Below are 25,621 nucleotides of genomic sequence, written 5' to 3'. Positions count from 1 at the left end.
AATGGGCGAATCATTATTAACGGTCACGTCTTCACCGCATATTACTTCTAAAGTTACTACGCAGCGCATTATGCTGGACGTTATCATAGCACTCATACCTGCATTTATTGCTTCTATAATTATATTTGGAATAGATGCAGCGATAGTTACCATAACATGTGTAGCATCCTGTCTGCTTGCAGAATACATCTCACGTAAAGTGATGAAAAGGAACAACACGATTTCAGACCTTTCTGCTATTGTAACAGGTATGCTGCTTGCCTTTAACATGCCGGTAACCATACCTCTTTGGATAGCAGTTATCGGTTCAGTCGTTGCCATAGTTGTTGTAAAACAAATGTTCGGAGGCATCGGAAAAAACATTGCAAACCCTGCATTGGTGGCAAGGATAGTGCTTTTAGTTTCTTTTCCGTATTATATGAGCTTGTTTTCAGTACAAGTTATAGGCTCTGATGCAATTTCATCGGCGACTCCGTTAGTGGTAGGCCCTGACGGCGGTGTTTCACTTATGAATTTATTTTTAGGTACACATATCGGATGCTTAGGAGAAACATCCGTAGTTGCCCTTTTAATTGGCGGTATATATTTAGTTATAAGAAGGGTTATCTCCCCGATTATTCCGTTAGTATACGTAGGTACGGTTGCCATTTGCTATGTAATAGCAGGCATGGACACTCTTTACTACGTAATGGCAGGTGGGCTTATGTTAGGTGCCATATTTATGGCGACGGATTATACCACTTCGCCTACTACGAATTGGGGTAAGGTGATATTTGCCGTTGGGTGCGGGCTTTTAACCTTTTTGATAAGGCAATATGCTTCGCTGCCGGAAGGTGTTTCTTATTCGATAGTTATAATGAATTTGCTTGTGGCGTTAATAGATAAAGTAACTATGCCAAAGCCGTTTGGAGGTAAAAATGTTTAAGGATATTTTAAAGCCTACCATAATACTGATTCTTATCTGCGTATTTGTAACCGCAGCTTTGGCTGGAACAAAAATTATAACCCAGGATAAAATAGATGCACAGGAAAGGCTTGCAAGCGAAGAAGCACAAAAAGAGGCATTGCCCGGGTTTGCAACCGTAACAGAAGAGACAGCTAATATCGATGGAGAAGATGTCGTTTATAACATAGCTAAGGATTCTTCCGGCGATATAATAGGGTATATATTTGTGACAGAGTACAAAGGTTATGGCGGAGCCGTAAGCGTTATGACAGGTATTGATACCAATGGTACCATAACCGGAAGTGTGATTTTAAGTGAAAATGAAACTCCTGGGCTCGGTAAAAGGGCATATGAAGAGAGTTTCATAGGTCAGTTTGCAGATAAAAATGTTGAATCCTTTACTTTGGTAAAGGTTCCTTCTGATAAAGATGATGAAATTACAGCTATAACAGGTGCAACGATAACTTCAAGAGCCGTCACCACTGCTGTAAACGAGGCATTATCATTATTTGCTGAAATAACCGGAGGTGGAAAATAATGTTTAAGGAGCTAACCAAAGGTATCATTAAAGAAAATCCGGTACTCAGATTGGTAATCGGGACTTGTCCTACATTGGCTGTAAGTACAATGGTAGTCAACGGTATAGGAATGGGAATTGCCGCTACTATCGTTCTTGTATGCTCTAATGTTTTAATATCACTGCTTAGAAACGTTATCCCAGGCAAGCTTAGAATACCGGCATTTATTACGATAATAGCAGGGTTCGTGTCTATAGTGCAGCTGTTGGTAAAAGCTTATGCACCTGCCATAGATGAAGCACTTGGAATTTTCTTGCCTTTGATAGTTGTAAATTGTATAATACTTGGCCGTGCAGAAGCATTTGCAAGTAAAAACCCTCCTCTAGCAAGCTTTTTAGATGGCTTGGGAATGGGAATAGGGTTTACTGCTGCGCTTATTGCAATGGGAATAATACGTGAGCTTTTAGGGAACGGAACATTGCTTGGCATACCAATACTATCTGGAGTTATAGACCCTATGATAGTGTTTATATTACCTCCGGGTGGATTCTTTGTTTTCGGATTATTGATTGCATTAGTCAACAAGTTGTCTAAAGATGATAAAAAAGAATTTTCATGTGGCGGATGCCCGGGATGCAGCATGTTATCTAATGGCGGATGCTCAAAAGCCGCTGGGAAGGATGAAGTAAAATGACAAGTTTTTTAATAATATTAGTAAGTGTTATACTTGTAGATAACTTTGTATTAAGCCAATTTCTTGGGATTTGTCCGTTCCTCGGTGTATCCAATAAAATTAAGACGGCTACAGGAATGAGCTTGGCTGTAATATTCGTTATGGTCCTGGCTACTGCCGCGACTTGGCCAATCAAGACTTTTTACTTGACAGTAACGGGCTTAGTTATTTAACAACTCTGGTATTTATCTTAGTTATAGCTGGCTTGGTACAGTTTGTAGAAATAGTTTTAAAGAAATATATCCCTTCACTGTATAGTGCCCTTGGTATATATCTGCCGCTTATCACAACAAACTGTGCAGTACTAGGTGTAACACTCTTAAACTTTGAAAACTCCTATACTTATGCAGAAGCTTTGGTAAACAGTTTAGGAGCAGGAATCGGGTTCTTTATTGCACTTATGATTTTCTCAGGCGTTCGTATGCGCATGGAAGAAAGCGCAATACCCAAAAGTTTACGTGGCCTTCCGATAACGCTTATTGCCGCTGCTATAGTGTCATTGTCGTTTTTAGGGTTTAAGGGGCTTACAGAGGGTTTGTTTGGTTGATAATTAAGGATTTTTGAATTTAGACGTTTATTTATAAAAGGAGTGTATTGATTATGGAACTCTTGTTGCCAGTAATAATCGTATTTGGCGTGAGCCTTGTATTCGGGTTATTACTTTGTATAGCATCCGTTGTAATGGCTGTTAAAACTGACAAAAGAGAAGCATTAGTACTAGAAATATTGCCAGGAGCAAATTGCGGTGGATGTGGATATGCAGGATGTGCGGATTATGCCAGGTGTATCGTACATGAAGATGCGCCTATTAATAAATGTACTGCTGTTAGCCAGGAAGTTATAGATGCCATTGCAGAGATATTGGGAAAAGAATCGGTAAAATTAGAACCTCAGTTCGCAGTGCCAATGTGTTTAGGTTCAAACGAACTTGCAAAAAATAAGTATAATTATCAGGGCATAAATAGCTGCAGCGCCGCCTTTAACTTTGTTTCAGGCCAAAAAGCGTGTGCTTATGGATGCCTCGGGTTTGGCGACTGCGTGGAAGCCTGCCAATTTAATGCGATAAAGATAATAGACGGGGTGGCACGTGTCGATAAGACCTTGTGTACAGGCTGCGGCGCATGCGTTGCAAAATGCCCTAAGCGTATAATTAAGTTGGTGCCGAAATCTTCAACGACATATGTAATGTGTAGCAGCATATCGATGGGAAAAGCGGTTATGCCTGTATGCGAAGTAGGGTGTATCGGATGTAAAAGATGTGAAAAGGCATGTCCTTCTTCTGCAATAACGGTTGAAAATAATTTGGCTAAAATTGATTATTCTAAGTGCACTAATTGCGGAGAATGTGCTTTAGTTTGCCCACGGCATTGTATTATATTTGCAGGGGATAAATAAGTTTATTTAAAAGTTCAGCTTTGAAGCTGGACTTTTTTTATGTTTAAAATTAATTGACAAAAAACATATGGTTGTAGCAAAATTATATAGAAAATTAAATTATTCTATAAAAAGGTGAAAGATGTCTATTAAGAAAAACGATATTTTTAAAATTGAAATAAAAAGTATGACAACAGAGGGAAGTGGAGTCGGCCGGATAGGCGAAATGGCTGTTTTTGTGCCTAATTCCGCGATAGGAGACATCTTGGACATCAAGATATTAAAGGTAAAGAAAAATTATGCCTTTGGCAAAATCATAGATATACTTACTCCATCAAAAGACAGGATCGAGGCCGATTGTGCAAACTATATGCAGTGCGGCGGGTGCACTTTTAGGCATATAAGCTATGAAGCAGAGCTTAAGTTAAAACAGCAGCGCGTTTTAGACTCGCTTCAAAGGATAGGCGGGTTTAAAGATATAGTAATAGATGAAATCGTTGCAGCCGAGCATCCTGACAGGTATAGGAACAAGGCGCAGATCCCTGTCTCACGGGATCTAGATGGTAAACTTACTTTAGGTTTTTTTGCGTATCATAGCCATAGGATAATAGATTTTAGCGGCTGTTTTCTTCAACCGAAAATTTTTGAGAACGTTATCAATGCTTTTAAAGATTGGGAAAAGGAAGCAAAGCAAAAAATTTACGATGAAAGCACCAATAGCCCGGGAATACGGCATTTATATATACGTATGGGCAAAGCTACCGGTGAAGTTATGGTTTGTATCGTAACCACAGGTGAGCAAATCAAGAAAGAAGACTCACTGGTTAAAATGCTTAAGGATTGTGTCCCTAACTTAAAAAGCGTAGTAATAAACACAAATAATAAAAACACGAATGTTATATTAGGAGACAAATGCCGCACTATATGGGGAGATGGATATATAACAGATGAATTATGCGGTTTAAAGTTTAAAATTTCACCTATTTCATTTTATCAGGTGAACCATGAGCAGACTGAAAAGCTCTATACTCTGGTGGCAAATTATGCTAAACCAACGAAAAAAGATGTAGTATTAGATCTGTATTGCGGTATAGGCACCATAGGTTTAACGCTTGCAAAATACGTGAAAGAATTGATAGGTGTCGAGGTTGAGGAGCAGGCAGTTTTAAACGCAAGAGAAAATGCACTGATAAACGGGATAAATAATGCACAATTTATCTGCGCAGATGCGGCTAAAGCGGCAAAGATGCTTTCTGAACGCGGTGAACGCCCGAGTATAGTGATATTAGACCCTCCGCGCAAGGGTTGCGATTTAGAACTTATTAAAACAGTAAAAAATATTTCCCCCGAAAAAGTAGTATACGTATCCTGTGACCCGGCGACACTGGCAAGGGACTTAAAAGAGTTTTGTAGTATAGGGTATGAGATTAAAAAAGTTACACCGGTGGATATGTTCCCGAGAACTGCAAATGTTGAGACGATAGTATTGATGTCAAGGGTAGATAAGTAAAGCATGATGCGGCTGGTATGAAGCAGAGTATGTCCAGAGTGAGCCGGTGCATTGACAACGGTCACATGGAGGGGTTCTGGGATATATTAAAATGTGAGCTGCACTATCCATTTTGAGGATTACGATTCTCTAGCAAGTGCGATTGAGGAATACATACACTTTTACAACTACCTACGCCGCCAACACAAGTTGGATTGCCTGCCTCCCATGGCTTTTCGTAGACAATTGGAGTCGGTAGCATAAAAAACTGGAACCCATTTCTGAATTCCAGTACATAATATTTTTTGTTTATTTACCTGTCTACTTGAAATCTCCTGTAACTGCATACAAAACAGGCACACAAAACAATCAGCAGAATTATCATTATAATCAAAATTATGATGTTATTCGAGCCATTATTTATACAGACGGGTCCATTTTGTACATTTGGATCATCAATTGTAGTTATAGTAGACAGATCAATGCCAGTGATTTCTCCTGTTACATTTGACTCTACAATCTTAATGTTGTATAGCGCCTCGCTTGCCAGATTAAGATTTTGAATGAAGGGGCCAGCTGCATTATTTGTTATATTAGAATGCAGAATATTGATGTTATTCGTGCTGTCACCTCTCAAAACAACTGTACCGACATCCACTAAGTTCGAATTTAATATACTATTATTGATAGTTACAGAACCTGTATTAGTAATTACGCCTGAACCTTGCCCGCTACGAACTGCGTAGCCTTCTACATCAAATTTGCAGCTGTCAATCACTAAATCTCCGTCTCCATAGAAATTTACTCCTCCACTGGAATTGCTTAAGATACAATTTTGAATAAATGCATAACCTGATACAGCCTTTAACTGTGCAAGGCTGTGCATATCAGCAGCAGTACAATTCATTATTGAAATGTTTTTTATACCAGCAGTCACACTTTGCACTGCTACAGTTGTATCAAAAACACCTTTAAAACTACAACCGTTAATGGTGACATTATGCGTATAGCAGTACCCGACTCTTGGTGGGATCAAATTAAAGTAAATACAGTTTGCAGGAGTTCCTGAAGTTAAATCAAACGAAAAACCTTGTATTAACAAAGTTTCTGGACTGTTAAGATTTCCATTTCCATCAATCGTAATTGTATTTGTAAATACAACAGATGCCCCAGACTGTGGTCGTAAAACTACATTTTTGTTTGGTTGCTGCAAAATATTAAGTGGATCAGAAACCGTTCCTTCTGCTATTTCAATAGTAAAATTACTTCCAGCCGTTAGCGTAACCGCATCTACTGCCGCTTGTACAGATGGATAAGTGCCACTTAGCACTCCATCAACTGTAAGTGTTGCGACAGGAGATGCCGCAAATGCTATAACAGGAGATGCCGCAAATGCTATAATTGGAAGAAAACATAAGCACATAATTAATATAAAAATGTTAATAATTTTTTGTTTCATAATTGCCCTCTAATTTTATTTATTTCAATTTATTATATGCTGCTTAAGTCTGTCGTGGAAGCGAAAATATAAGGATTGAATTAGGAAATTCAAATTAAATGGAAAATTAGGCTTAAAATATGAAACAAAGCATGCTATGGGAGTTGTTCAAGTTTATTCTGATGTTTGCCTTGATATTAATAAGCCAAATATTTTTGATTTAAGTTATTTAGAGAACTTTTTATAGGTTTAAAGTATATTTATAGCACCCAGATTTTAAGGGCGCTATTTTTATTTATACATTAATAATTGTATAAATATGTAACACTGACCCTAATAAATGTTATTTAACTTACGAATCCTTATGACACAAGGATTTTTATTTTGCAAAATTATACGTATTATGCATTTATTTGTAAGAATTTGTAACATTTTAGTGCTATAAAGGGTTTACAATAGTAAAACACGTTATAAATATTTGCGAACCTCTTGTAAAATCCTTAAAAGGGGAGGTAGTTTATGTTTAAAAGAAAATTGCTTTTGATTGTTCTTTCTGTATTTGTGTTAACAGCAGTTATTTTGGGAACAACGAAAGCGCAAGCAGCATCCAATCCATTTTATGAATCAGATCAAATTTATCAAGACACGGTTGAAAATTCTGTTGAGGAATCGCCTGCTAGCAGTTTGAAAAATGAAGACGAAGCAAGCGAATCCACTGAAGATGAGGTCGCCGGTAGTAAAAAATATGTGGTTAAATTCAAACCGGGCGTATCTTTGAGCCAAATATACAACTTAATTAATAGTTATGATTACGAGGTAGTTGGCAGCAGCGAAAATAAGTTATTTGGCATCACTACTGACGATATAGAAACTCTTAAGAGTTTACTTGATGGCTATGTCAGATATATAGAGGAAGATATCGAAATTGAGTTATCTGGGGCCGACGTAAAGCCAAAGCCCATATCTCAAGACGAAGTTACTGCACCTTTAACTCCAAACGACCCGCTTTACTCAAGCCAGTGGTATCTAGAGGCAATAAACGCAACTAATGTCTGGAACTATAATAAGGGCAAAGATACAACTTATGTCGCAGTTATAGATTCTGGAATTGACAGGACACAGCAAGATTTAATGAATGCAAATATTTGTAACGGTGTAGACATTGTCTTAGGAGGGTCCTGTACTTCTGATTACAGCGGGCATGGGACAAACGTAATAGGGATAATCGCTGCCTCGCTAAATAACGGCACAGGTATTTCAGGTATAAGCCCAAATATTTCGATAGTGCCTATCCGCGTCGTAAATGCAGATGGAAGTGCAACCGTATTGGACGTTGCCGAGGCGATTTATTTAGCTGTGGATAACGGCTGTAAGGTGATAAACTTAAGCTTGGGAGGCGGACATGCCAGTGTCGTTGAGGATGCAATAGACTATGCATATTCTTCGGGATGCATAATCGTTGCGGCCGCCGGTAATGAAGGGGAAGCAATGTTCAGGTATCCGGCTTCTTATATAGGCGTAATAAGCGTAGGGTCTATAGACGAGTCGCTTACCATATCTGATTTTTCAAATTACAACAATTCCATAGACGTTGTAGCCCCGGGGGAAAGCATTATGACAACGGACGATTATGATTTTACCGGGCAAAATTACAGCAGGCATAACGGCACTTCTTTTTCAGCACCATGTGTATCAGCGCTGGCGGCGCTTGCAGTTAGTTACGATGAAGATTTATCTCCTGATGAGTTTACTAACTTGTTAAGGAGGACAAGCACAGACCTAGGTAGCCAAGGCTATGATATTTATTATGGTTATGGTTTGATAAACGCAGATAAGTTATTACAGGAGCTATATAATAGCGACGCCGATCTTAATGATATAAAAGTTGATAGCGGAACTCTATCGCCCGCATTCAGCCCTTATGTAACGGAATATGACTTGTCTCTCCCTGAAGACCACGGCAGCTTTACTATAACGCCGGAACTTATAAACGAAAATGCAGCATTTAAAGTTGACGGGCAGGAAGTTACAAGCCAAACCTATAATTTAAATAACGGTGAAGAACTTAATATAAATATAGAAGTAACGGCGCAAAGCGGAGAGAATACTAAGGAATATATAATTCATGTAAACCAGAGCGGAACACCGAACTACTCCATCACATTTAATTCTTTGGGTAGTACTGTTTATTCAGCAACAGTTAAAAGCAACTCTACAGTATCCCTGCCATCTGCACCTACAAGATCAGGATATGCCTTTGGAGGCTGGTACAAAGACTCAGGGTATAAAACTGCATGGAACTTTTCATCTGACGTAGTTACATCCGATACAATATTGTATGCAAAATGGATACCTCAAGCCCAATATTCCATTTCAACGTCTGTCAATAAAAGCACATACGGATATTCATATGGTACTGGAAAATATTATATAGGATCAGATGTAACACTAAAAGCCGTTCCTAAATCAGGATACCGTTTTGTAAGGTGGGTTGAGGGTACGGAAAAAGTCTCGTCAAGCGCTATTTATACTTTTACTGCTTCAAAAAACACAACGCTTAAAGCGGAGTTTGCATCTATAAGCACTCCAAGTATGAAATCAGTTTATTCAAACGGATATAATACTTTAAACATCACTTGGAAATCAGTATCAGGTGCTACGGGGTACGAAATTTACAGGGCTTATTCTAGAAAAGGGACATACAAGAAGGTTGGAGAAACAACTGAAACGAGTTTTACTCAATCGAGTTTAACAACCGGAAAGTATTACTACTATAAAGTTAAGGCATACTGTGTGGCCGGCTCCACTAAGACATATAGCAAGATTTCATCTTATAAATATGCAAAACCTGTACCAACAGTTCCTTCTATAAACGGTGCACGGCTTTCATCTACAAGCATTAGAATTTCAGGGTCTTCGGTTAGCGGGGCAACCAAATACGAGATATACCGGTCAACTACTTCAAGAGGATATTATAGAAGAGTGGCGGTTGTAAGTTCTATTGACTATATTAATACGCGCCTTTCTAAGAACAAGACTTACTATTATAAGGTGAGAGCATACCGCCTAGTAGGTAGAACTAAGGTATATGGAGCCTTTTCATCGCCAATACGAGTGCGTTGAGATATTAAAAATAAAGGGGTAGAATAGCCCCTTTATTTTTTGTAAAATTTTAAAATAATTTATAAAGTCCCCCTTTATTTTTTCCCTTAATTTTATTATAATATATATTTAATTATGTGATTTTCAAACTTAAGATTTTAATATATTGAAATTTAGTAAAAGGAGTTTAAGACATGAAAGTAAACATCACTGAAACAGTTTTAAGAGATGCTAACCAGTCGCTTATCGCAACTAGAATGTCGTTTTCCGATTTTGAGGGTATACTTGAAACCATGGATAAAGCGGGCTATTATTCACTTGAGTGTTGGGGTGGCGCAACATTTGATTCCTGTTTGAGATATTTAAATGAAGACCCGTGGGAACGTCTTAGGAAAATAAGGGCAAAAGTCAAGAATACCAAATTACAAATGCTTTTAAGAGGCCAGAATATTCTTGGTTATAAACACTATCCAGACGATGTATTGAAGGGCTTTATTGCCCATGCAGTGGACGATGGTATGGATATATTCAGGATTTTTGACGCCCTAAATGATTTTAGAAATATTGAAGTTTCTATAAATGAGACTAAAAAGCGAAAAGCACATGCACAAGGCACAATAAGTTATACAACAAGCCCAATTCATAGTTTAGAAAAATATGCAGCTATGGGCACTCAGTTAGAAGACATGGGAGTCGATTCTATATGTATTAAGGATATGGCTGGGATAATGGGCCCAAAGGAGGCATATGACCTCGTTAAGGCTTTGGCGGAAAGCGTAAAAGTCCCGATAATCCTCCATACACATTCAACGACAGGGCTAGCGCCAATGACTTATTTAAAAGCCATTGAAGCAGGTTGTACGGGGATAGACTGTGCTATCTCATCATTTTCGGGAGGTACGTCCCAGCCTTCCACCGAAACGATGGATTATGCACTTAAACAGTTAGGATATGAGACCGGATTAAATGAAAAGATCTTAAAAAATATAAACGATTTTTTCAAGCCGATCAAACAAAGATACATTGAGTCTGGTGTTTTGAATACATTTGTCATGGGTACAGATACCGATGCGCTTAACTATCAGGTGCCCGGCGGCATGCTTTCTAATTTAATAGCACAGTTAAAGGCACAAAACTCACTTGACCGTCTTGAGGAAGTTTTAGCTGAAATACCAAATGTCAGGAAAGACTTAGGTTATCCCCCTCTCGTTACGCCAATGAGCCAGATGGTGGGGGTACAGGCGGTTGTAAACGTCCTTCAGGGCGAAAGGTATAAGTCAGTTTCCAAAGAAGTTAAATCTTATCTTCGCGGCGAATATGGAAGAGCCCCGGGTGAGATCGATAAGGCCTTGTTAAAAAAGGTTTTAGGCGACGATAAACCTATTAAAGTCAGGTTTGCCGATACTTTGGAGCCGGAGTTTACAAAAACAAAAAAACAGCTTGGAAGTTTGGCAAAAAATGATGAAGACGTCCTTTCATATATCGCTTTTCCGCAGATCGCAGAAAAGTTCTTTAAAGACAGAGAGGATTCAAAAGCAGTTAAAGTCAAATATTCTATTGTCAAGAAGTAAGGAGGATATATATGTCTTTAATAAGCAGCTTACAAGTCGATGCATTTGGGATAGCAGTCGTATTTATGGTATTGATATCGCTTAGTTTGATAATCAAGCTTTTTTCAAAGTTGTTGTCGGTTTTCAGTTCTGAAAAAGAGGCTGATAAAACTACAAAAGCGGAGGAAGCGACTGTAAATAACACCGGTGAAACTGTAGCTCGGTATGCTGCCGGCGAACTTAAATTAATAGATGTAGACGAGAAAACAGCGGCTTTGATCATGGCTATTGTCAGTGATGAGTCTAAAATTCCGTTATCTGAACTTAATTTTAAAAGCATACGGCTAGTTAAATAGGAGGAAAAACAATGAGATATGTTGTAACTATAAATGATAAAAATTATGAGGTTGAAGTTGAAAAAGGCGAGGCCAGCATTGTTAAGACAGATAAAATACAAGCCCCACCTGTAGTTTCAAAAACGGATGATACAGCTTTTACGGCAAAAACGGTACAAGAAACTCCAAAGGTTACAGTTTCAGATGGCGAAAAGATCACTGCGCCAATGCCGGGAACAATTTTACAGATAAAGAAGAACAGTGGAGATAAAGTAAGCAGAGGTGAGATACTGTTTATTCTGGAAGCAATGAAAATGGAAAATGAGATACTTGCACCAAAAGACGGTGTAATAACACAAGTAATAGCGGTAAAAGGATCCAATGTCAATACCGGAGACGTACTTGCAGTAATAGGTTGATAAGGAGGAAATGATATGTCGATATCTTTAACCGATGCATTGCAAAAAATTTTTACAGAATCCGGTTTTGCAACTATTACATGGCAGCAGGGAGTTATGCTGATAATTGCCTGCGTACTTATATACCTTGCCATAGTAAAGAAATATGAACCATTATTGCTCTTGCCTATTGCGTTTGGAATGCTTCTTGCAAACCTCCCGCTAGCGGGGCTTATGGATGCGCCTGCCAATGGCTCTGAAGAGCCGGGAGGGCTTTTATACTACCTTTATTACGGCGTAAAAAAAGGAATATATCCATCCCTTATATTTTTAGGCATAGGTGCAATGACAGATTTTGGGCCTTTACTGGCGCGGCCTTCTAGTTTGATACTTGGAGCAGCCGCACAGTTTGGCATATACATTGCTTTTTCACTGGCTGTTACACTCGGTTTCACGCCGAGCGAGGCGGCTTCTATCGGAATTATCGGAGGTGCAGACGGACCTACCGCCATTTATATAACAACAAGGCTTGCACCGGATTTGCTTCCGGCTGTTGCTATAGCCGCATATTCATATATGGCGCTTATACCGCTTATTCAGCCACCTATAATGCGGTTTTTGACTACGAAAAAAGAGCGGGAAACAGAGATGGTACAGCTTAGAAAAGTAAGTAAAATAGAAAAGATTGCTTTTCCGATAGTTGTTTCTGTACTCTGCATTTTGCTGCTTCCTTCCGTAGCGCCTTTAATAGGTATGTTCATGCTTGGCAATTTGTTTAGGGAATCCGGAGTAGTTGAAAGGCTTTCAGATACTGTGCAGAATGCACTTATCAATACTGTTACCATATTCCTTGGCGTAACAGTTGGCGCGACAGCCAACGCAGAGCGATTTTTACGCCCGGAGACTCTTATGATAATCGGCCTTGGGCTGTTAGCTTTTACATTCAGCACAATAGGTGGTGTACTGATAGGAAAAATTATGTATTTATTGACAGGTGGCAAAGTAAACCCGTTAATAGGTTCGGCTGGCGTGTCTGCAGTACCTATGGCAGCAAGGGTATCCCAGACTGAAGGACAAAGGGCAAGGCCTGGTAACTATCTCTTGATGCACGCAATGGGGCCGAACGTAGCAGGAGTAATAGGCTCGGCAGTTGCTGCAGGCGTTTTCTTAGCATTATTTGGCTAAACTATGATAAAGTAATTTAAAAGGCAGTTTCACTGCCTTTTATTTATAGCTTTTAAAGAGCCTGTGGATAAACACTTATTATCAGGTTAAATTAAGTTTAATCTGTACAAATCCTTTATATCGAGATATCATATTAATATAATTAAAAAATCTAACTGGAGGTATAACGTGAAAGAGCCTATAAATGTATTCATTGAAAAGCTTTCATCTAAAGAACCAACACCTGGTGGCGGGGGCGCTAGTGCTTTGATCGGTGCAATAGGTGTTGCATTATGCTCTATGGTGGCTAATTTGACATCTGGGAAAAAGAAATACGAGGCTTTTAAAGGTGACGTTGATAAAATTATAACTAGAACAACGTCATCAATCGAAAAACTCTTATCGTTAATACAAGAAGATGCTGAGGCTTTTAAACCGCTTGCTGAAGCATATTCTATACCTAAAGATGAACCTGGCAGGGATATAATATTAGAGCAGGCCTTAAATACCGCATGCTCGGTTCCTCTGAAAATTTTAGATGAGATTACAAGCATCCTCGACATTATCGAAGAGCTACCTGATAAAGGGACAAAGCTTGCCATTAGTGATGTCGGAGTAGCTGCATGTGCATGCCGGGCTGCATTGGAGGGCGCCGTATTTAACGTTTATATAAATACAAAGCTTATGAAAGACAAAGCAGCCGCAAGCAAAATAAACGGCGATGCAGGCAAGTTGGTTAGCGATGGAGTTGCCAGATGTAAAAAAGTTTATGAGCGCATACTGAATGAATTGAGGTGACATAAATGGAACTAAGGGGAATGCCTGTAGTAAACGCACTTAACGATAAGCTTAAACAGGATATTTTGAGCCTCTCAAAGCAAGGGGTAGTGCCAACGCTGGCCATAGTAAGAGTTGGAGAAAAAGCAGACGATTTAGCTTATGAAAGGAGCGCCACAAAGAGATTTTCATCTGTGGGCGCAGCCATTAAAATCGTTGAGCTTCCTTTAGATGTTACTCAGCAGCAGCTTGAAGACACGATAATTAAGTTAAATGAGGACAAAAGCGTTAACGGTATAATGGTCTTTAGGCCGATTGCCAAACATTTAGATGAAAATAGGATAAAGCAGATAATTTCACTTGAAAAAGACGTAGACTGTATGAGCTTTTTAGGCTGCGCAGGCGTATTCATTGGCGACAAAAACATTTATCCGCCATGTACGCCAAAAGCTGTAGTCGAACTGATAGATTATTACGGTATAGATGTATGTGGTAAGAAAGTTGTTATAGTAGGAAGAAGCCTTGTAGTAGGAAAACCGCTTGCTATGCTTTTGATATCAAAAAATGCTACGGTGACGATCTGCCATACTAAAACGCTAGATTTGCCGAGTGAATGTAAAAGGGCAGATATATTAATAGCGGCGGCAGGGCAGGCAAAAATGATAACAAGTGATTATGTTAAAGAAGGACAAATAGTAATTGACGTTGGCATAAATATGCTCGGAGACAGTATGTGTGGTGATGTCGATTACGAAAACGTCTCTAAGATTGTAGAATCGGTGACACCGGTACCTGGTGGAATCGGTACGGTAACTACCTCGGTGCTATTAAAGCATACGGTAGAAAGTACACTAAAAAGCCTTAAAAACAAAGCTTGACGATAAATCTAAAAAACACCAGCTATTTGTTGGTGTTTTTTTATTATATTTAACTTTATCAAGTATAATGATACTTTCATATAATGTAGTGTAGTACAAATGTCCCTGTATTTCGTAAACGTTTTAAAAGCAGTAAGGCATATAAGTTATACGATTATGGGCTTTTGTAATGACTTAAGGATAAAAATATTATGAAAGTGGTAGTTTATTATGCATACTTTAAAAATAAACCCAGTTGAAGTTAGGAGTGTGTCAAAATGTTGTAAAAAGGGGCATCCAAATTGCATTATGGTCGGTAAGTGTTATGACGACCAGATAATTTCTTCATATATGACATTCCCAGGCATTGTTTTAAAGGAGAATGAGTTTTTAGATAAAGCACTTCTTAAGATGTACTGTAAAAGGGCTTGCGGAGTAAATAAATGCATCAATATAAATATCGATAAAGACGATATTAAGATGCCGGTAATAGATACGGGCTTCTATGAATGGGATGTAACGGAACTGATAAAGACAAATATATCAGATCACTTTAGGCTATGCGCATATACCAACGATGAAATAAAAAGATGCGGGTTGAAAGAATTTGAAGCTTTAAATCCAAATATGAAACCTCAAATAACTTTATTTATAGGCAGCAAGTCAGAACATGAAAAACATGTAACTAACATTGTTAAAGAATATATTTCAACAAACAGCCAGCAGCATTCGGAGTGGATAGAATGTACTTCGTTAAAGAATTACTATTACTTCATTAAAAACCAAGGACATGGTAGTGTAGAAATATTTAGTGAGATAAGTCCGGACAGAACTCTTTTTACTCCGGATTCGGGAACAATGCTAGTAGGGCCGCATGAGACGTTTTACCTTCAACCAATAAGAGCCAGCCGCTTTGTGCGGCTGGCATTTAAAAATCATATTTTTATTAGCGCAACTCCTATTAAAGTTTGGTTTCAAGGGATATGAAAGAATAAATTTATTATCAGTTTATAGTTTATTAGCATATATGTATGAATGAATAACCCAATAAAGAAAAGGAAGTGATTTGTATGCCAGGAATGCCCATATTTCAAGAATCTCCTAGCCAATTAAAAAGTCAGGTATACGTCTATGATACTGATACGGAAGACATTGTAGCTCTAACAGTTGATAGCACAGGAAGTATTTCAGTTACAGGCGAAGTAGGATTGGCCTCCGGTACGGAAGTAGCATTAGCGGCAGGGTCTGAGGTTGCATTGGCAGCAGGAACCGATATAGACACAGTTTCAACAGTAACTACGTTAGGAACTGTAACAAATGATGTAAAGGTGGTAAACGGCACTACAGGGTTGACTGTAGGGTTGGCATCCGGTAGTGAAGTAGCATTGGCTTCTGGAACAGAAGTAGGATTGGCCTCCGGAGCGCAAGTCGCATTAGCGGCAGGATCCGAGGTTGCATTGGCAGCCAGCAGTAATATTATAGGTAAAGTTGAAAATGAACTCGTTTTCACAAATGTAGACTCTTTTGGGGGCGCAACGCCATTAACCAGCAAAACAGTAGCAACTTTAGCAACTGTAGAGTCAGATGCACAGGATATATCACAGGAATCCTCTTACAACTGGTTCATACAAAACGAGGGGACTCTTGTAACACAAACTATTACGTTGATAGTAGAGATTAGCCCGGATGGAACTAATTGGATAAGTGATACAGGTACAATAATATCACTTGCAAATGGTGTTGGGAAAATGATAACGGTTACAAATTTCTTAAAATATGCGCGCTTCGTTATAACCGGTGGGGCAGCTGATACGTCAGTTATTTCTTGCTTCCAGGCACAGCATTAATCTTAAACCATTGATCCGAACTGAACTTATCAGTTCGGAATTACTTAAAAAATATTTTTTAAACCTATCAAATAAAACCAATTTTTAAAAATTAAGACATAGCCTTTTAAAGGCTGTAAACTTCTTTAACTCATAGCTTAAAGAATATAATTTTTTATTATTGGAAATAACTATATCAAATAATTTTTAATAATTTGGGTGGTTAATATTTTCAATTTTAAAAGTAAAAAAAGACAAAATGAAAACGAATCAAAAAATGATGAAAGAAAACAACCTATCCCGTTACGTATATCAGTATGCGAAAAGCTGGTCAAGGATATCTTTGGGAATAGTTCAGATATTGTAATACAATCATTTAATACGGTAAAAGAACCTGCCATGATCATATATGTAGACGGGCTGGTAAACAAGGACTTAATAGATAGAGATATTTTAAAACCGTTAAAGGCCAATGACTTTACAGGTGATGTCAGCTTATCAATCAAGGCTGTTTATACTGAGGCCCATGATATAGATACATTTGTAAATTGTGTTATGGACGCTCAGGTAGCCGTTTTTTATGAGAATAGTAAAAAAGTCTATATAGTTGAATTCAGAGGGTGGGATAAGCGAGGCGTATCGGAACCCGATGCAGAAAATGTCATACGCGGCCCTAAAGAAGGCTTTAACGAAAGTATAAGAACGAATACTGCGTTACTGAGAAGAAAAATCAAAACGCCTAAGTTGATACTTGAAAGCTTGATTTTAGGCAAACAAAGCAAAACATCTATTGTACTTGCATACATAGAAGGTATAGTCAATGAGGAAGTTTTAAAGGAACTAAAAAAACGTATTTCAAAGATAAATACGGACATAATTTTAGAATCCGGAAACATTGAGCAATATATTGACGAACATAATTTTTTGCCGATATCCAGCATTGGAATAACCCAAAAACCAGATGTAGCGGCTATGAGGATAGCGGAAGGAAGAGTCGCTATTTTATGTGATGGTACACCACATGTTTTAACTGTACCTGAATTATTCATAGAAAATATACATACAGCTGAGGATTATTATTTTAGAAGTGTATATTCAACAATCATAAGGATACTAAGAGTAATAGCAATGTTTATTTCAGTAATGCTTCCTGGATTGGCCGTAGCTATTATTACATATAACGAAGAAATGATACCTTCAGTATTTCTAACTAGTATAATAACTGCAACTCAAAAAACTCCAATGCCGGTCTTTGCAGAGGTTTTTTTGCTTTCGCTAATGTTTGAACTGCTAAGGGAGGCAGGTACCAGGATGCCTAAGTCCGTTGGCTCGGCAATAACGATAGTGGGTTCCCTGATAATAGGAGAGGCGGCAGTAAGTGCCGGTATTGTCAGCGCACCGATAGTAATTATAGTTGCTTTAACTGCAGTTACCAGTTTCATGATACCAAATTTGCTTGAATTTATATTGATATATAGGACGTTTTACTGGCTGCTCGGTACAACTATGGGGCTTATAGGTATAGGAGCTGGGTTTTTTATAATGATGACGCAGTTAATATCGACGGATTCATTTGGCATACCTATTCTTTCTTCATTTTCTAAAAATGAGCTTAAAGATAGCGTTCTAAAACTTCCATTTAAATCTCTAAGATATAGGCCTACCTCTATTGCTAAAAATAATATTAAAAGAAGAGGATAATAAATTGGCAAATCCCAGTTTGAAAAAATGGTTTTTAGTATTGTGTTACACATTGGTAATACTTATATTTTCTGGATGTTGGAGCAATACGGAGCCTAAAGAACTAGAAATTTCTGAAAGCGTTCTTTACGATATAACAGACAGCGGAAAATATAAAATTACAGTTGAGGTTAAAGATACTACTCTTCAAACGCAAGGCAGCAGTGAGGGGGAATCTATTAACATAACATCCGGAGAAGGAGATACGATACCGGAAGCTATAAGAGACAGATCCAAGAATATGGAAAAAAGATTATTCGGAGCGCAAAATAAAGTGCGGTTTTATTCCGATGAGTTTTATAGAGTAGCAGATCTGTCCTCTGTTTTGGATAGCACAGCCAGAGACAACTTAACTTATGAAACGCCGTTCATGGTAATTATAAAAAGCAAGGATCCGGATCTTTTATACACCGCTGACACCGGATTATCAGGAAGTGTTGGCGAGTATATAGACAATTTAAGCAAAACGCAGCAGGAATATAGTGCGGGGTCTGTTTTTGTTACAACTTTAGATGTTATAAAGGATTATTACAGCGAGGGCATCCAGCCCGTTATGGGTGTTGTTGAGATCGTTGCCGATGACGAAGATACTCAAAAATTAAGCACTAACCTAAGCCAAGCCGCTCAAAGCAGCTCAAGCAGCAAATTCAAGATAAAGTATGAAGGGCTTGCCGCATTTAAGGATGAAAAGCTTGTAGGATACCTGGACAAATTGGAAACGGCATCTTTTAACATGCTGACCAATAACATTAAATCAACTTATACTTCTACACTAGTAGAGGATAACGTAGTAAGCTTAAAACTCCAAAATTGTAAAAGTGATATTAAGACAAGCATCAAAAACGGCGAAGTTACTATTGACTTAACAATAGATGTCGATTTGAATATCGCAGGGGTAAGCGGCACTTTAGATGTAAATGAAAAAGCAGCTATAAAAAAAGTTGAACAAAACTTCAATAAGCAAACAGAAATTGAATTGATGTCTGTAATCAATAAGGCACAAGATGAATTTTCAAGTGATATATTCGGGTTTGGCAACTACGTACATAGTCAGCACCCTGAAAAGTGGAAAGAAATTAAAGCTAACTGGGACGATTGCTTTTCTAAAGCTAAGGTTAATATTGAGATTACATCCTCAGTTATCCACTTAGGCGAAATAAAAGGTACGATGAGTACGGAGGATTGATTTATGTCAAAAAAGCCAGTTATAACTTCCTTACAATTACTAATGATGGCGGTTGGCAGCGCGCTTGTATTTCCATATACTTTTATGCCAATTTTAGATTCGCAGCCAGGCAATCAGGATGTGTGGATTGTATTATTTTTGGGCTTTGTATATGTTTTGATAATAAATGCCCCGATGTTATACTTAATGAATAAATTTAGAGGCATAAGCATAAATGATACATTTGATATCACCTTCGGGAAAGCTTTGGGAAAAATTGCGATAATTCCATTTGTATTGTTCTTCTTATATTGTTATATAGCATGCATAGTGATAATAGCCATGTTTATAAACATCTATTTGTTTCCGGATACACCTACATGGGGGTTGCTTATATATGTGGTCGTCCCGGTTATTTACGCATCTTATAAGGGTGCAGGGACAATCGGCCGGCTTGCCTTTTTTTTAGTACCGTTCACTATAATTACGATAGTATTATTTTTTATATTTGGATTTAAATTAATGGACTTTAATGTTCTGCAGCCGATATTGGCAGATTCTACATTTCTTCAATTAAATTGGGGCGCATTTTTAACAGCAGCAAGATATTCTGAAATACTTATATTTTTTGTTTTTTCTTATTATCTTACTGAAAAGTCGAGCATTAATAAAACGTATGCATCGGCTTTGACTGTATTTGCGGTTTGTTTTTTTTTGATGCTTCTACCTACAATATTGGTCTTAGGTGTCGAATACGCAAAACATTCGTGGAACCCATATTATTCATTTACCAGCCAAATCGAAGCGCTTGGCTTTTTAGAAAGAATGCAGTCTATAAATATATTGGCATGGTTCCCTATATCTTTGCTTAAATTAACGATGTATAATTATATGGCAAGTACTGTATTTGCAGATTTAGTAAAAGTAAAATCACATAGATATTTTGTAGCGCCGCTGGCCATAGTAGGGGCGATAATATCACTTCTACCGATAATCAATAACGAAAATACAGTTAGTTTATTACAATCAGATCAAGTTTTCCCATGGGTGATTTTCCCCGTAACGTTTATAATACCATTAATATCCCTAATAGTATATCTTATCAGAAGAAAGAAAATAAATACGATTATCAAACAAAGGACTGAACCTAAAGAACTTACTTCAAATAATAATTAAATATACTGAAAAAGGCTTGTTTAAGGCCTTTTTATTTTTAAAAATCAGGTGAGTATCCAAAAAAACTTATGCGACATATAGTGAGTAGGGGCGCATTGTCTTTAGATCAGTTGCGGAGGTTTAAATGTATGGATTTTATGGATTTAATTGTAAATAAGGGAATAGCTGTCGCAGCAGGCCTTTATATTATAGGCGTATTTTTAAAAAAAGCTGTTTTTATTCCAGATTGGTTGATTCCATTTATCTTACTGGCACTTGGTATCTTGGCGTCCTGCTTTACGATTGAAGGCGGGTTTACGGTGCCAAATATATTACAAGGTATATTTGCAACCGGCTTAGCAGTACTAGGGAACCAGGCATATAAACAAATATCAACGAGGGATCCGGGAGATGCTTTCGTTGAGACGTACGGAGGCAATGACCCAGATGAGGAAGGTGAATTGTAATGCTTTTAAAATTAGGCAGTAAAGGTAAAGATGTTAAGAAATATAAAGATATCCTTGTTGCACTAGGGTATCTATTTGCTTCAACGCATGATTATTTTGGAAACGACACCGATAAAGCTGTTAGAAACTTTCAAAAGAAAAACAAGGACAAGAATGGAAAAGCCCTTGTAGTAGATGGCATAATCGGAAGTAAGACGTCTTGGGCACTTGATACAGCATACAGTGCATATCTTGAAAAAAACCAAACAGAAAAATCTGAATATTATGGTAGTAAAGGTCAAGCGGTAAAGGATTGGCAAACAAAATTAAATTCCCTTGGGATAACTGACTATAACGGTAATAAGCTGGCTGTAGACGGTATATGGGGAGATAAGACAGAATCCGCTTATCAAAAGTACCTTAAGATGAATATTCAAAATATAATTGATAAAAACGTTTATTCATTCCTTGATGGAGATATGGTAGACGCTTTAAATGCGTCTTTGCAGGATGAAGACGCAAAAGCCGTAAGTATTGTTAAAGAAGCTTTAAAGTGGGTATTTCCGTATGGGCTATATGTATACGGTGCAAATTTATACAAGCCGGATCTGTCAGTTCAGGTACCAACTCCTGAATATGTAGATACAAGAGCAAATGCTGCACCAGCATATTTCACAGACGGACGCAAAGAGCAGATAAAAAAATGGTACGCAGAGGCGGTAAGCAAGGGCCGGTATATAGGCTGTGCGGACTGCTCGGGATTTGCTGTTGGAATTATGCGTAAACTTGGCTATGTTAAGGCTTCATTCGATTCTACAGCGCACATGATGTATAATTCGCACTGCAACTCGATAAAAAAGGCGGATCTTCGCCCGGGTGATTTTGTATTTACAAAAAATACTTCCGGGAATATACCGCATATGGGTATTTATATCGGTGCAGGATATACCATCGAAGCTGTGGGTAGCGCATATGGAGTTCAGATTTCCGGCCTTGATAAGCACGTAGTAATAGATAAGATGACAAATAAATCGGTTACCAGGACGGCATGGACGGTATTTGGCAGAAGTAAGTATATTTGATAGTATAGAAAATAAAGTACGCTCCTTAGAAGGTGCGTCTTAGGGATTTGAAATCTCAGAAAAAATCGGCATAGTTTGGTATGTATGTACCGGCTATGCCGATTTTTCTTGTTCTACAGTGGATTGAGTTATCAACGGTGTAAATTCACCTATGCAGTTCCACACGAATCTGATGCGAGCTACACCCACCCTTGACTTTTCGGTAGGTGGCGCACACAAAGTGCTCCTTATCATGCTCCCAGCCACGATGCCGTACCTGATACAACTTGGCTTCGCAGTCAGCGCAGAAAAGCATTCCGGAGAGCGCGGGCATCTCGCCCATCGGCGTAATCCTGCATCTGCCATCACGGATCTTCTGTACCACCTCGAAAACCGACTCCGTAATAATCGCTTCATGGGTATTCTCGAAAATCTGCCATTCTGATGGGTCGTTTTTCAGTTGCTTTTTCTGCTTATAGGACTTACGATAGGTCTTGAAAGCATTGATGATGCCGGTCGCTGTGCCCTTACTAAGCACGGTATCGGCGTTTACTTTGACATAGAAAAACATTAAAAGCCCTATCCTCTTTACAAGTTGGGACGAATCGTTTAAGATGTAATTGTTGGTAGTTGTTAGTCTATCATTTGTATGATTATTACTACTTAACACTATATTTGTCAATGCAGATTCTTAAAGGGGTAACAAATGGAAATCTTAGTTGGACACACAGGCTTTGTGGGTTCAAATCTTGCGAGGAAGCGTACTTTCAGCAATATATATAATTCAAAAAATATTCAAGATGCATTTGGTACAAAACCGGATTTACTTGTATATTCAGGAGTCCCCGCGGAAATGTTTCTTGCAAACAACGACCCCGAAGCAGACAGAGTCGTAACGGAAAACGCCGCGGCAAACATACGAAAAATCAATCCAAAGAGGTTGGTTTTGATTTCTACAATTGCTGTACTGGACAATCCGGTGGGGACGTATGAAGACACTGAGATTGACGCCGGCAAACTGACAGCTTATGGGCTAAACAGGCTTAACCTTGAAAGGCTTGCTGCCGACGCAGTTGAAAACTGCCATATTATCCGACTGCCTGCGCTTTTCGGCAAAGGAATAAAAAAGAATTTTATATACGATATGATAAACTTCTTTCCAGCACTTTTAAACGAAACGAAGTACTCAGAGTTTTCGGCTAAAGAGTCGACTGTAGCAGATAGTTACATCTTGCAAAGCAACGGTTTTTATAAATTGAATGTTACCGATGATAACAAATCAGAATTAAAAGCCGCATTTGAAAGGCTTAATTTTTCGGCGCTGAACTTTACTGACAGCCGTTCAAAATATCAGTTTTATAATCTCGCAAACTTATGGTCGCATATAGAAATCGTTATCAAGCACGAAATTCCGCTTCTGCACACTGCAACAGAACCTATTTCCGCTGCAGATCTGTATGCGTTTGTTTTTGGTAAACCGTTCAATAATGAGCTTACTGAAACTCCGTTTGATTATGATTATCGTAGCAAATACGCGGAATTGTTTGATGGAGAAAACGGATATATTTCATCGAAAGAAAAGATGCTCGCAGAAGTAAAAAAATTTATAAGAGAGCTTATCAAATGAAACTATCTTGTTCTAATATAGCATGGGGTGCAGAAAATGACGCAGAAATGTATGCGTTTTTAAAGGAGCATGGATTTTATGGCCTGGAAATAGCCCCGACGCGAATATTTCCTGAAAATCCTTACGAACATGTACATGAAGCCGAGGTTTTTCGCAATTATTTACACAATGAATACGGATTGTCTGTTCCTTCAATGCAATCGATATGGTACGGGCGAACGGAAAACATTTTTGCTTCCGACGAAGAACGCTCTGCGCTTATTGAGTATACAAAGAAAGCAATTTTATTTGCAAAGGCTGTCGATTGCGGCAATCTGGTTTTTGGTTGTCCGAAAAACAGAAACATCCCTTCTGAAGACCTTCGCTATATTGCATTAGACTTTTTCAATGAAATAGGCACTTTTGCCACAGAGCACGGTACTGTAATCGCTATTGAACCGAATCCTCCAATCTACAATACTAACTTTATTAATACAACCAAAGAAGCTTATGATATTTGCCGGAAAATCAATAATAATGGAATAAGAGTAAATGTTGACACAGGAACCATTATTGCCAATAATGAAAGTATTGACTTAATAGCGGAAAATATTGACATGGTTAATCATATCCACATTTCCGAACCTATGCTTGTTCCTCTGGAGAAAAGAGAATTGCACAAGGAACTGGCAAGGCTCAAATACGACAACTGGATTTCTATTGAAATAAAAAATTCCGGCAACTTGGACGATATAAAGAAAGCCGTCGGATACATTAGAGAGGTAATGGTTTGATATACGAAAACATAAGCGGTGTTCCACGGTTTGAGGCTTTTGAATACAGCGAAATGAAGACTAAATACTGTATTTTGATTCCTATAATCAATGAACTCGGCAGGATTGAAAAGGAACTTGAAACAGCCCGTAATCACGGCGTTGACAAGCTCTGCGATATTATTATCTGCGACGGCGGTTCAACGGATGGTTGTACGGAAACAGAAAACTTAATATCACTTGGTGTAAACACGCTTCTTGTAAAGCAGGACACAGGCAAGCAGGGCGCGCAGCTTCGCATGGGATTCTGGTGGGCGCTTGAGCGGGGCTATGAAGGTTTTATTACAATAGATGGTAACAATAAAGACAGCATTGAAGATGTGCCGAGATTTGTCGAAAAGCTTGACGAAGGATATGATTTTGTTCAAGGCTCACGGTTTATCAAAGGTGGCAGAGCCATTAATACTCCGCTGTCGAGATATATTGCAGTTAGACTAATACATGCCCCTGTAATTTCGATAACTGCGAAGAAACACTTTACTGATACGACAAACGCATATCGCGCTCATTCCAAGAAATATATAACACATCCGCAGGTTCAACCGTTCAGGGATGTTTTTCAGACATATGAGCTACTTGCATATTTGTCTGTTAGAGCTAGTCAGTTGGGACTGAAATCGTGCGAAGTGCCTGTGACGAGAGCGTATCCAAAAGGAGAAAAGACGCCGACAAAGATTAAAGGATTTAAGGAAAACAGTAAATTGCTGAACATATTGTTTGATAATGCGAGAGAGAGATATAATATATGAATGTCACAAAACACTCAAAGATAATATATATATTATTAGTTTCTTTTTTCTTTTTAATGTTTTTTTCACACACTACAAGCCCGCTATTTGTTAATTTGGGACAAGATAGCTCTGTTTTCACTATGATGGGGCAATCTATTTTGAAAGGGTTTGTACCATACCGTGATCTATTCGAGAACAAGGGTCCGTTACTTTATTTTATAGAAGCAGCGGGTCAGGTTTTATTTAAGGGCGGTGTGGGAGCACTAATAATACAATATGTCTTTATGTGTTCAACAATTATTTGTTTGTACAAAATAATCCGCAAATTATCGAAGAGTAGATACATAACTGTTTTATTACCTTTAGTTTATCTTGTT

The 25,621-nt window shown here is 38.2% G+C and carries 24 protein-coding genes and 1 pseudogene; 23 read left to right on the top strand and 2 right to left on the bottom strand.

The window, feature by feature from the left end; translation table 11 throughout:
* Position 1 precedes the first annotated feature (1 nt).
* The 6 genes and pseudogenes from R2876_00485 (at position 2) to rlmD (ending at position 5,081) form a co-directional block, all read left to right on the top strand.
* Positions 2–925, top strand: coding sequence for an RnfABCDGE type electron transport complex subunit D (locus R2876_00485; GenBank protein MEZ4357105.1), 924 nt, complete (start codon positions 2–4; stop codon positions 923–925).
* The gene (locus tag R2876_00480) at positions 918–1,484 is read left to right on the top strand and encodes an RnfABCDGE type electron transport complex subunit G (protein ID MEZ4357104.1); all 567 of its coding nucleotides are present in this window, start codon (positions 918–920) and stop codon (positions 1,482–1,484) included. The genes R2876_00485 and R2876_00480 overlap by 8 nt, the downstream gene beginning before the upstream one ends.
* Entirely contained in the window at positions 1,484–2,158 is a 675-nt protein-coding gene (locus R2876_00475) for an electron transport complex subunit E (GenBank protein ID MEZ4357103.1), read from the top strand. The genes R2876_00480 and R2876_00475 overlap by 1 nt, the downstream gene beginning before the upstream one ends.
* Positions 2,155–2,744 (top strand): annotated as a pseudogene (locus tag R2876_00470) (RnfABCDGE type electron transport complex subunit A). Before R2876_00475 ends, R2876_00470 begins: the two are co-directional and overlap by 4 nt.
* A gap of 53 nt (positions 2,745–2,797) precedes the next feature.
* Positions 2,798–3,592: an RnfABCDGE type electron transport complex subunit B gene (locus tag R2876_00465; GenBank protein ID MEZ4357102.1), complete on the top strand. Its 795-nt coding sequence runs from the start codon at positions 2,798–2,800 to the stop codon at positions 3,590–3,592.
* Positions 3,593–3,713: 121 nt separating this feature from the next.
* Complete coding sequence (gene rlmD / locus R2876_00460) at positions 3,714–5,081, top strand: 23S rRNA (uracil(1939)-C(5))-methyltransferase RlmD (GenBank protein ID MEZ4357101.1); 1,368 nt, start codon at positions 3,714–3,716, stop codon at positions 5,079–5,081.
* Between the two features lie 292 nt (positions 5,082–5,373).
* Here rlmD and R2876_00455 read toward each other — a convergent pair whose 3' ends face one another.
* Positions 5,374–6,519, bottom strand: a complete 1,146-nt coding sequence (locus R2876_00455; protein ID MEZ4357100.1) for a hypothetical protein — start codon at positions 6,517–6,519, stop codon at positions 5,374–5,376.
* A gap of 498 nt (positions 6,520–7,017) precedes the next feature.
* On the opposite strand from R2876_00455, the gene R2876_00450 reads away from it, so the two are divergent.
* The 14 genes from R2876_00450 to R2876_00385 all read left to right on the top strand — a co-directional run bounded on the left by R2876_00450 (position 7,018) and on the right by R2876_00385 (position 22,095).
* Positions 7,018–9,621, top strand: a complete 2,604-nt coding sequence (locus tag R2876_00450) for a S8 family serine peptidase (GenBank protein MEZ4357099.1) — start codon at positions 7,018–7,020, stop codon at positions 9,619–9,621.
* Positions 9,622–9,794: 173 nt separating this feature from the next.
* A complete protein-coding gene (locus tag R2876_00445; protein ID MEZ4357098.1) occupies positions 9,795–11,171 on the top strand; it encodes a pyruvate carboxylase subunit B in 1,377 nt (458 codons plus the stop codon).
* An 11-nt stretch (positions 11,172–11,182) separates the two neighbouring features.
* A complete protein-coding gene (locus R2876_00440; protein ID MEZ4357097.1) occupies positions 11,183–11,506 on the top strand; it encodes an OadG family protein in 324 nt (107 codons plus the stop codon).
* Positions 11,507–11,517: 11 nt separating this feature from the next.
* A complete protein-coding gene (locus R2876_00435; protein ID MEZ4357096.1) occupies positions 11,518–11,904 on the top strand; it encodes a biotin/lipoyl-containing protein in 387 nt (128 codons plus the stop codon).
* A gap of 15 nt (positions 11,905–11,919) precedes the next feature.
* Positions 11,920–13,068, top strand: coding sequence for a sodium ion-translocating decarboxylase subunit beta (locus R2876_00430; protein MEZ4357095.1), 1,149 nt, complete (start codon positions 11,920–11,922; stop codon positions 13,066–13,068).
* Between the two features lie 168 nt (positions 13,069–13,236).
* Positions 13,237–13,845, top strand: coding sequence for a cyclodeaminase/cyclohydrolase family protein (locus R2876_00425; protein ID MEZ4357094.1), 609 nt, complete (start codon positions 13,237–13,239; stop codon positions 13,843–13,845).
* A gap of 5 nt (positions 13,846–13,850) precedes the next feature.
* Positions 13,851–14,702 (top strand): bifunctional 5,10-methylenetetrahydrofolate dehydrogenase/5,10-methenyltetrahydrofolate cyclohydrolase, encoded by an 852-nt coding sequence (locus R2876_00420; GenBank protein MEZ4357093.1) that lies wholly within the window; start codon positions 13,851–13,853, stop codon positions 14,700–14,702.
* 288 nt (positions 14,703–14,990) lie between these two features.
* Complete coding sequence (locus tag R2876_00415; GenBank protein MEZ4357092.1) at positions 14,991–15,668, top strand: DUF6385 domain-containing protein; 678 nt, start codon at positions 14,991–14,993, stop codon at positions 15,666–15,668.
* A 92-nt stretch (positions 15,669–15,760) separates the two neighbouring features.
* Positions 15,761–16,528 carry a DUF6385 domain-containing protein gene (locus R2876_00410; GenBank protein MEZ4357091.1) on the top strand — a complete coding sequence of 256 codons (768 nt, stop codon included), beginning with the start codon at positions 15,761–15,763 and terminating at the stop codon, positions 16,526–16,528.
* Positions 16,529–16,726: 198 nt separating this feature from the next.
* The gene (locus R2876_00405) at positions 16,727–18,208 is read left to right on the top strand and encodes a spore germination protein (protein ID MEZ4357090.1); all 1,482 of its coding nucleotides are present in this window, start codon (positions 16,727–16,729) and stop codon (positions 18,206–18,208) included.
* A 19-nt stretch (positions 18,209–18,227) separates the two neighbouring features.
* Positions 18,228–19,433 carry a Ger(x)C family spore germination protein gene (locus tag R2876_00400; GenBank protein ID MEZ4357089.1) on the top strand — a complete coding sequence of 402 codons (1,206 nt, stop codon included), beginning with the start codon at positions 18,228–18,230 and terminating at the stop codon, positions 19,431–19,433.
* Positions 19,434–19,436: 3 nt separating this feature from the next.
* A complete protein-coding gene (locus R2876_00395; protein ID MEZ4357088.1) occupies positions 19,437–20,588 on the top strand; it encodes an endospore germination permease in 1,152 nt (383 codons plus the stop codon).
* Between the two features lie 128 nt (positions 20,589–20,716).
* Positions 20,717–21,034: a phage holin family protein gene (locus R2876_00390; protein MEZ4357087.1), complete on the top strand. Its 318-nt coding sequence runs from the start codon at positions 20,717–20,719 to the stop codon at positions 21,032–21,034.
* Positions 21,034–22,095, top strand: a complete 1,062-nt coding sequence (locus tag R2876_00385) for a peptidoglycan-binding protein (protein ID MEZ4357086.1) — start codon at positions 21,034–21,036, stop codon at positions 22,093–22,095. Before R2876_00390 ends, R2876_00385 begins: the two co-directional genes overlap by 1 nt.
* Positions 22,096–22,240: 145 nt before the next feature.
* On the opposite strand, the gene R2876_00380 is transcribed toward R2876_00385, so the two are convergent.
* Positions 22,241–22,645, bottom strand: a complete 405-nt coding sequence (locus R2876_00380; GenBank protein ID MEZ4357085.1) for a recombinase zinc beta ribbon domain-containing protein — start codon at positions 22,643–22,645, stop codon at positions 22,241–22,243.
* A gap of 135 nt (positions 22,646–22,780) precedes the next feature.
* Here R2876_00380 and R2876_00375 point away from each other — a divergent pair, with 135 nt between their 5' ends.
* The 3 genes from R2876_00375 to R2876_00365 are packed head-to-tail and all read left to right on the top strand — an operon-like array spanning position 22,781 to position 25,262.
* Positions 22,781–23,701, top strand: a complete 921-nt coding sequence (locus R2876_00375; GenBank protein ID MEZ4357084.1) for a sugar nucleotide-binding protein — start codon at positions 22,781–22,783, stop codon at positions 23,699–23,701.
* Complete coding sequence (locus R2876_00370; protein MEZ4357083.1) at positions 23,698–24,474, top strand: sugar phosphate isomerase/epimerase family protein; 777 nt, start codon at positions 23,698–23,700, stop codon at positions 24,472–24,474. Before R2876_00375 ends, R2876_00370 begins: the two co-directional genes overlap by 4 nt.
* The gene (locus tag R2876_00365) at positions 24,471–25,262 is read left to right on the top strand and encodes a glycosyltransferase family 2 protein (GenBank protein MEZ4357082.1); all 792 of its coding nucleotides are present in this window, start codon (positions 24,471–24,473) and stop codon (positions 25,260–25,262) included. Before R2876_00370 ends, R2876_00365 begins: the two co-directional genes overlap by 4 nt.
* Positions 25,263–25,621: the final 359 nt, after the last annotated feature.

Source organism: Eubacteriales bacterium, from assembly GCA_041390245.1.
GTDB lineage: Bacteria > Bacillota > Clostridia > Christensenellales > JAWKQI01 > JAWKQI01.
Note: the sequence above shows the minus strand (reverse complement) of the source record. Positions and strands in the feature narration are given on the sequence as shown.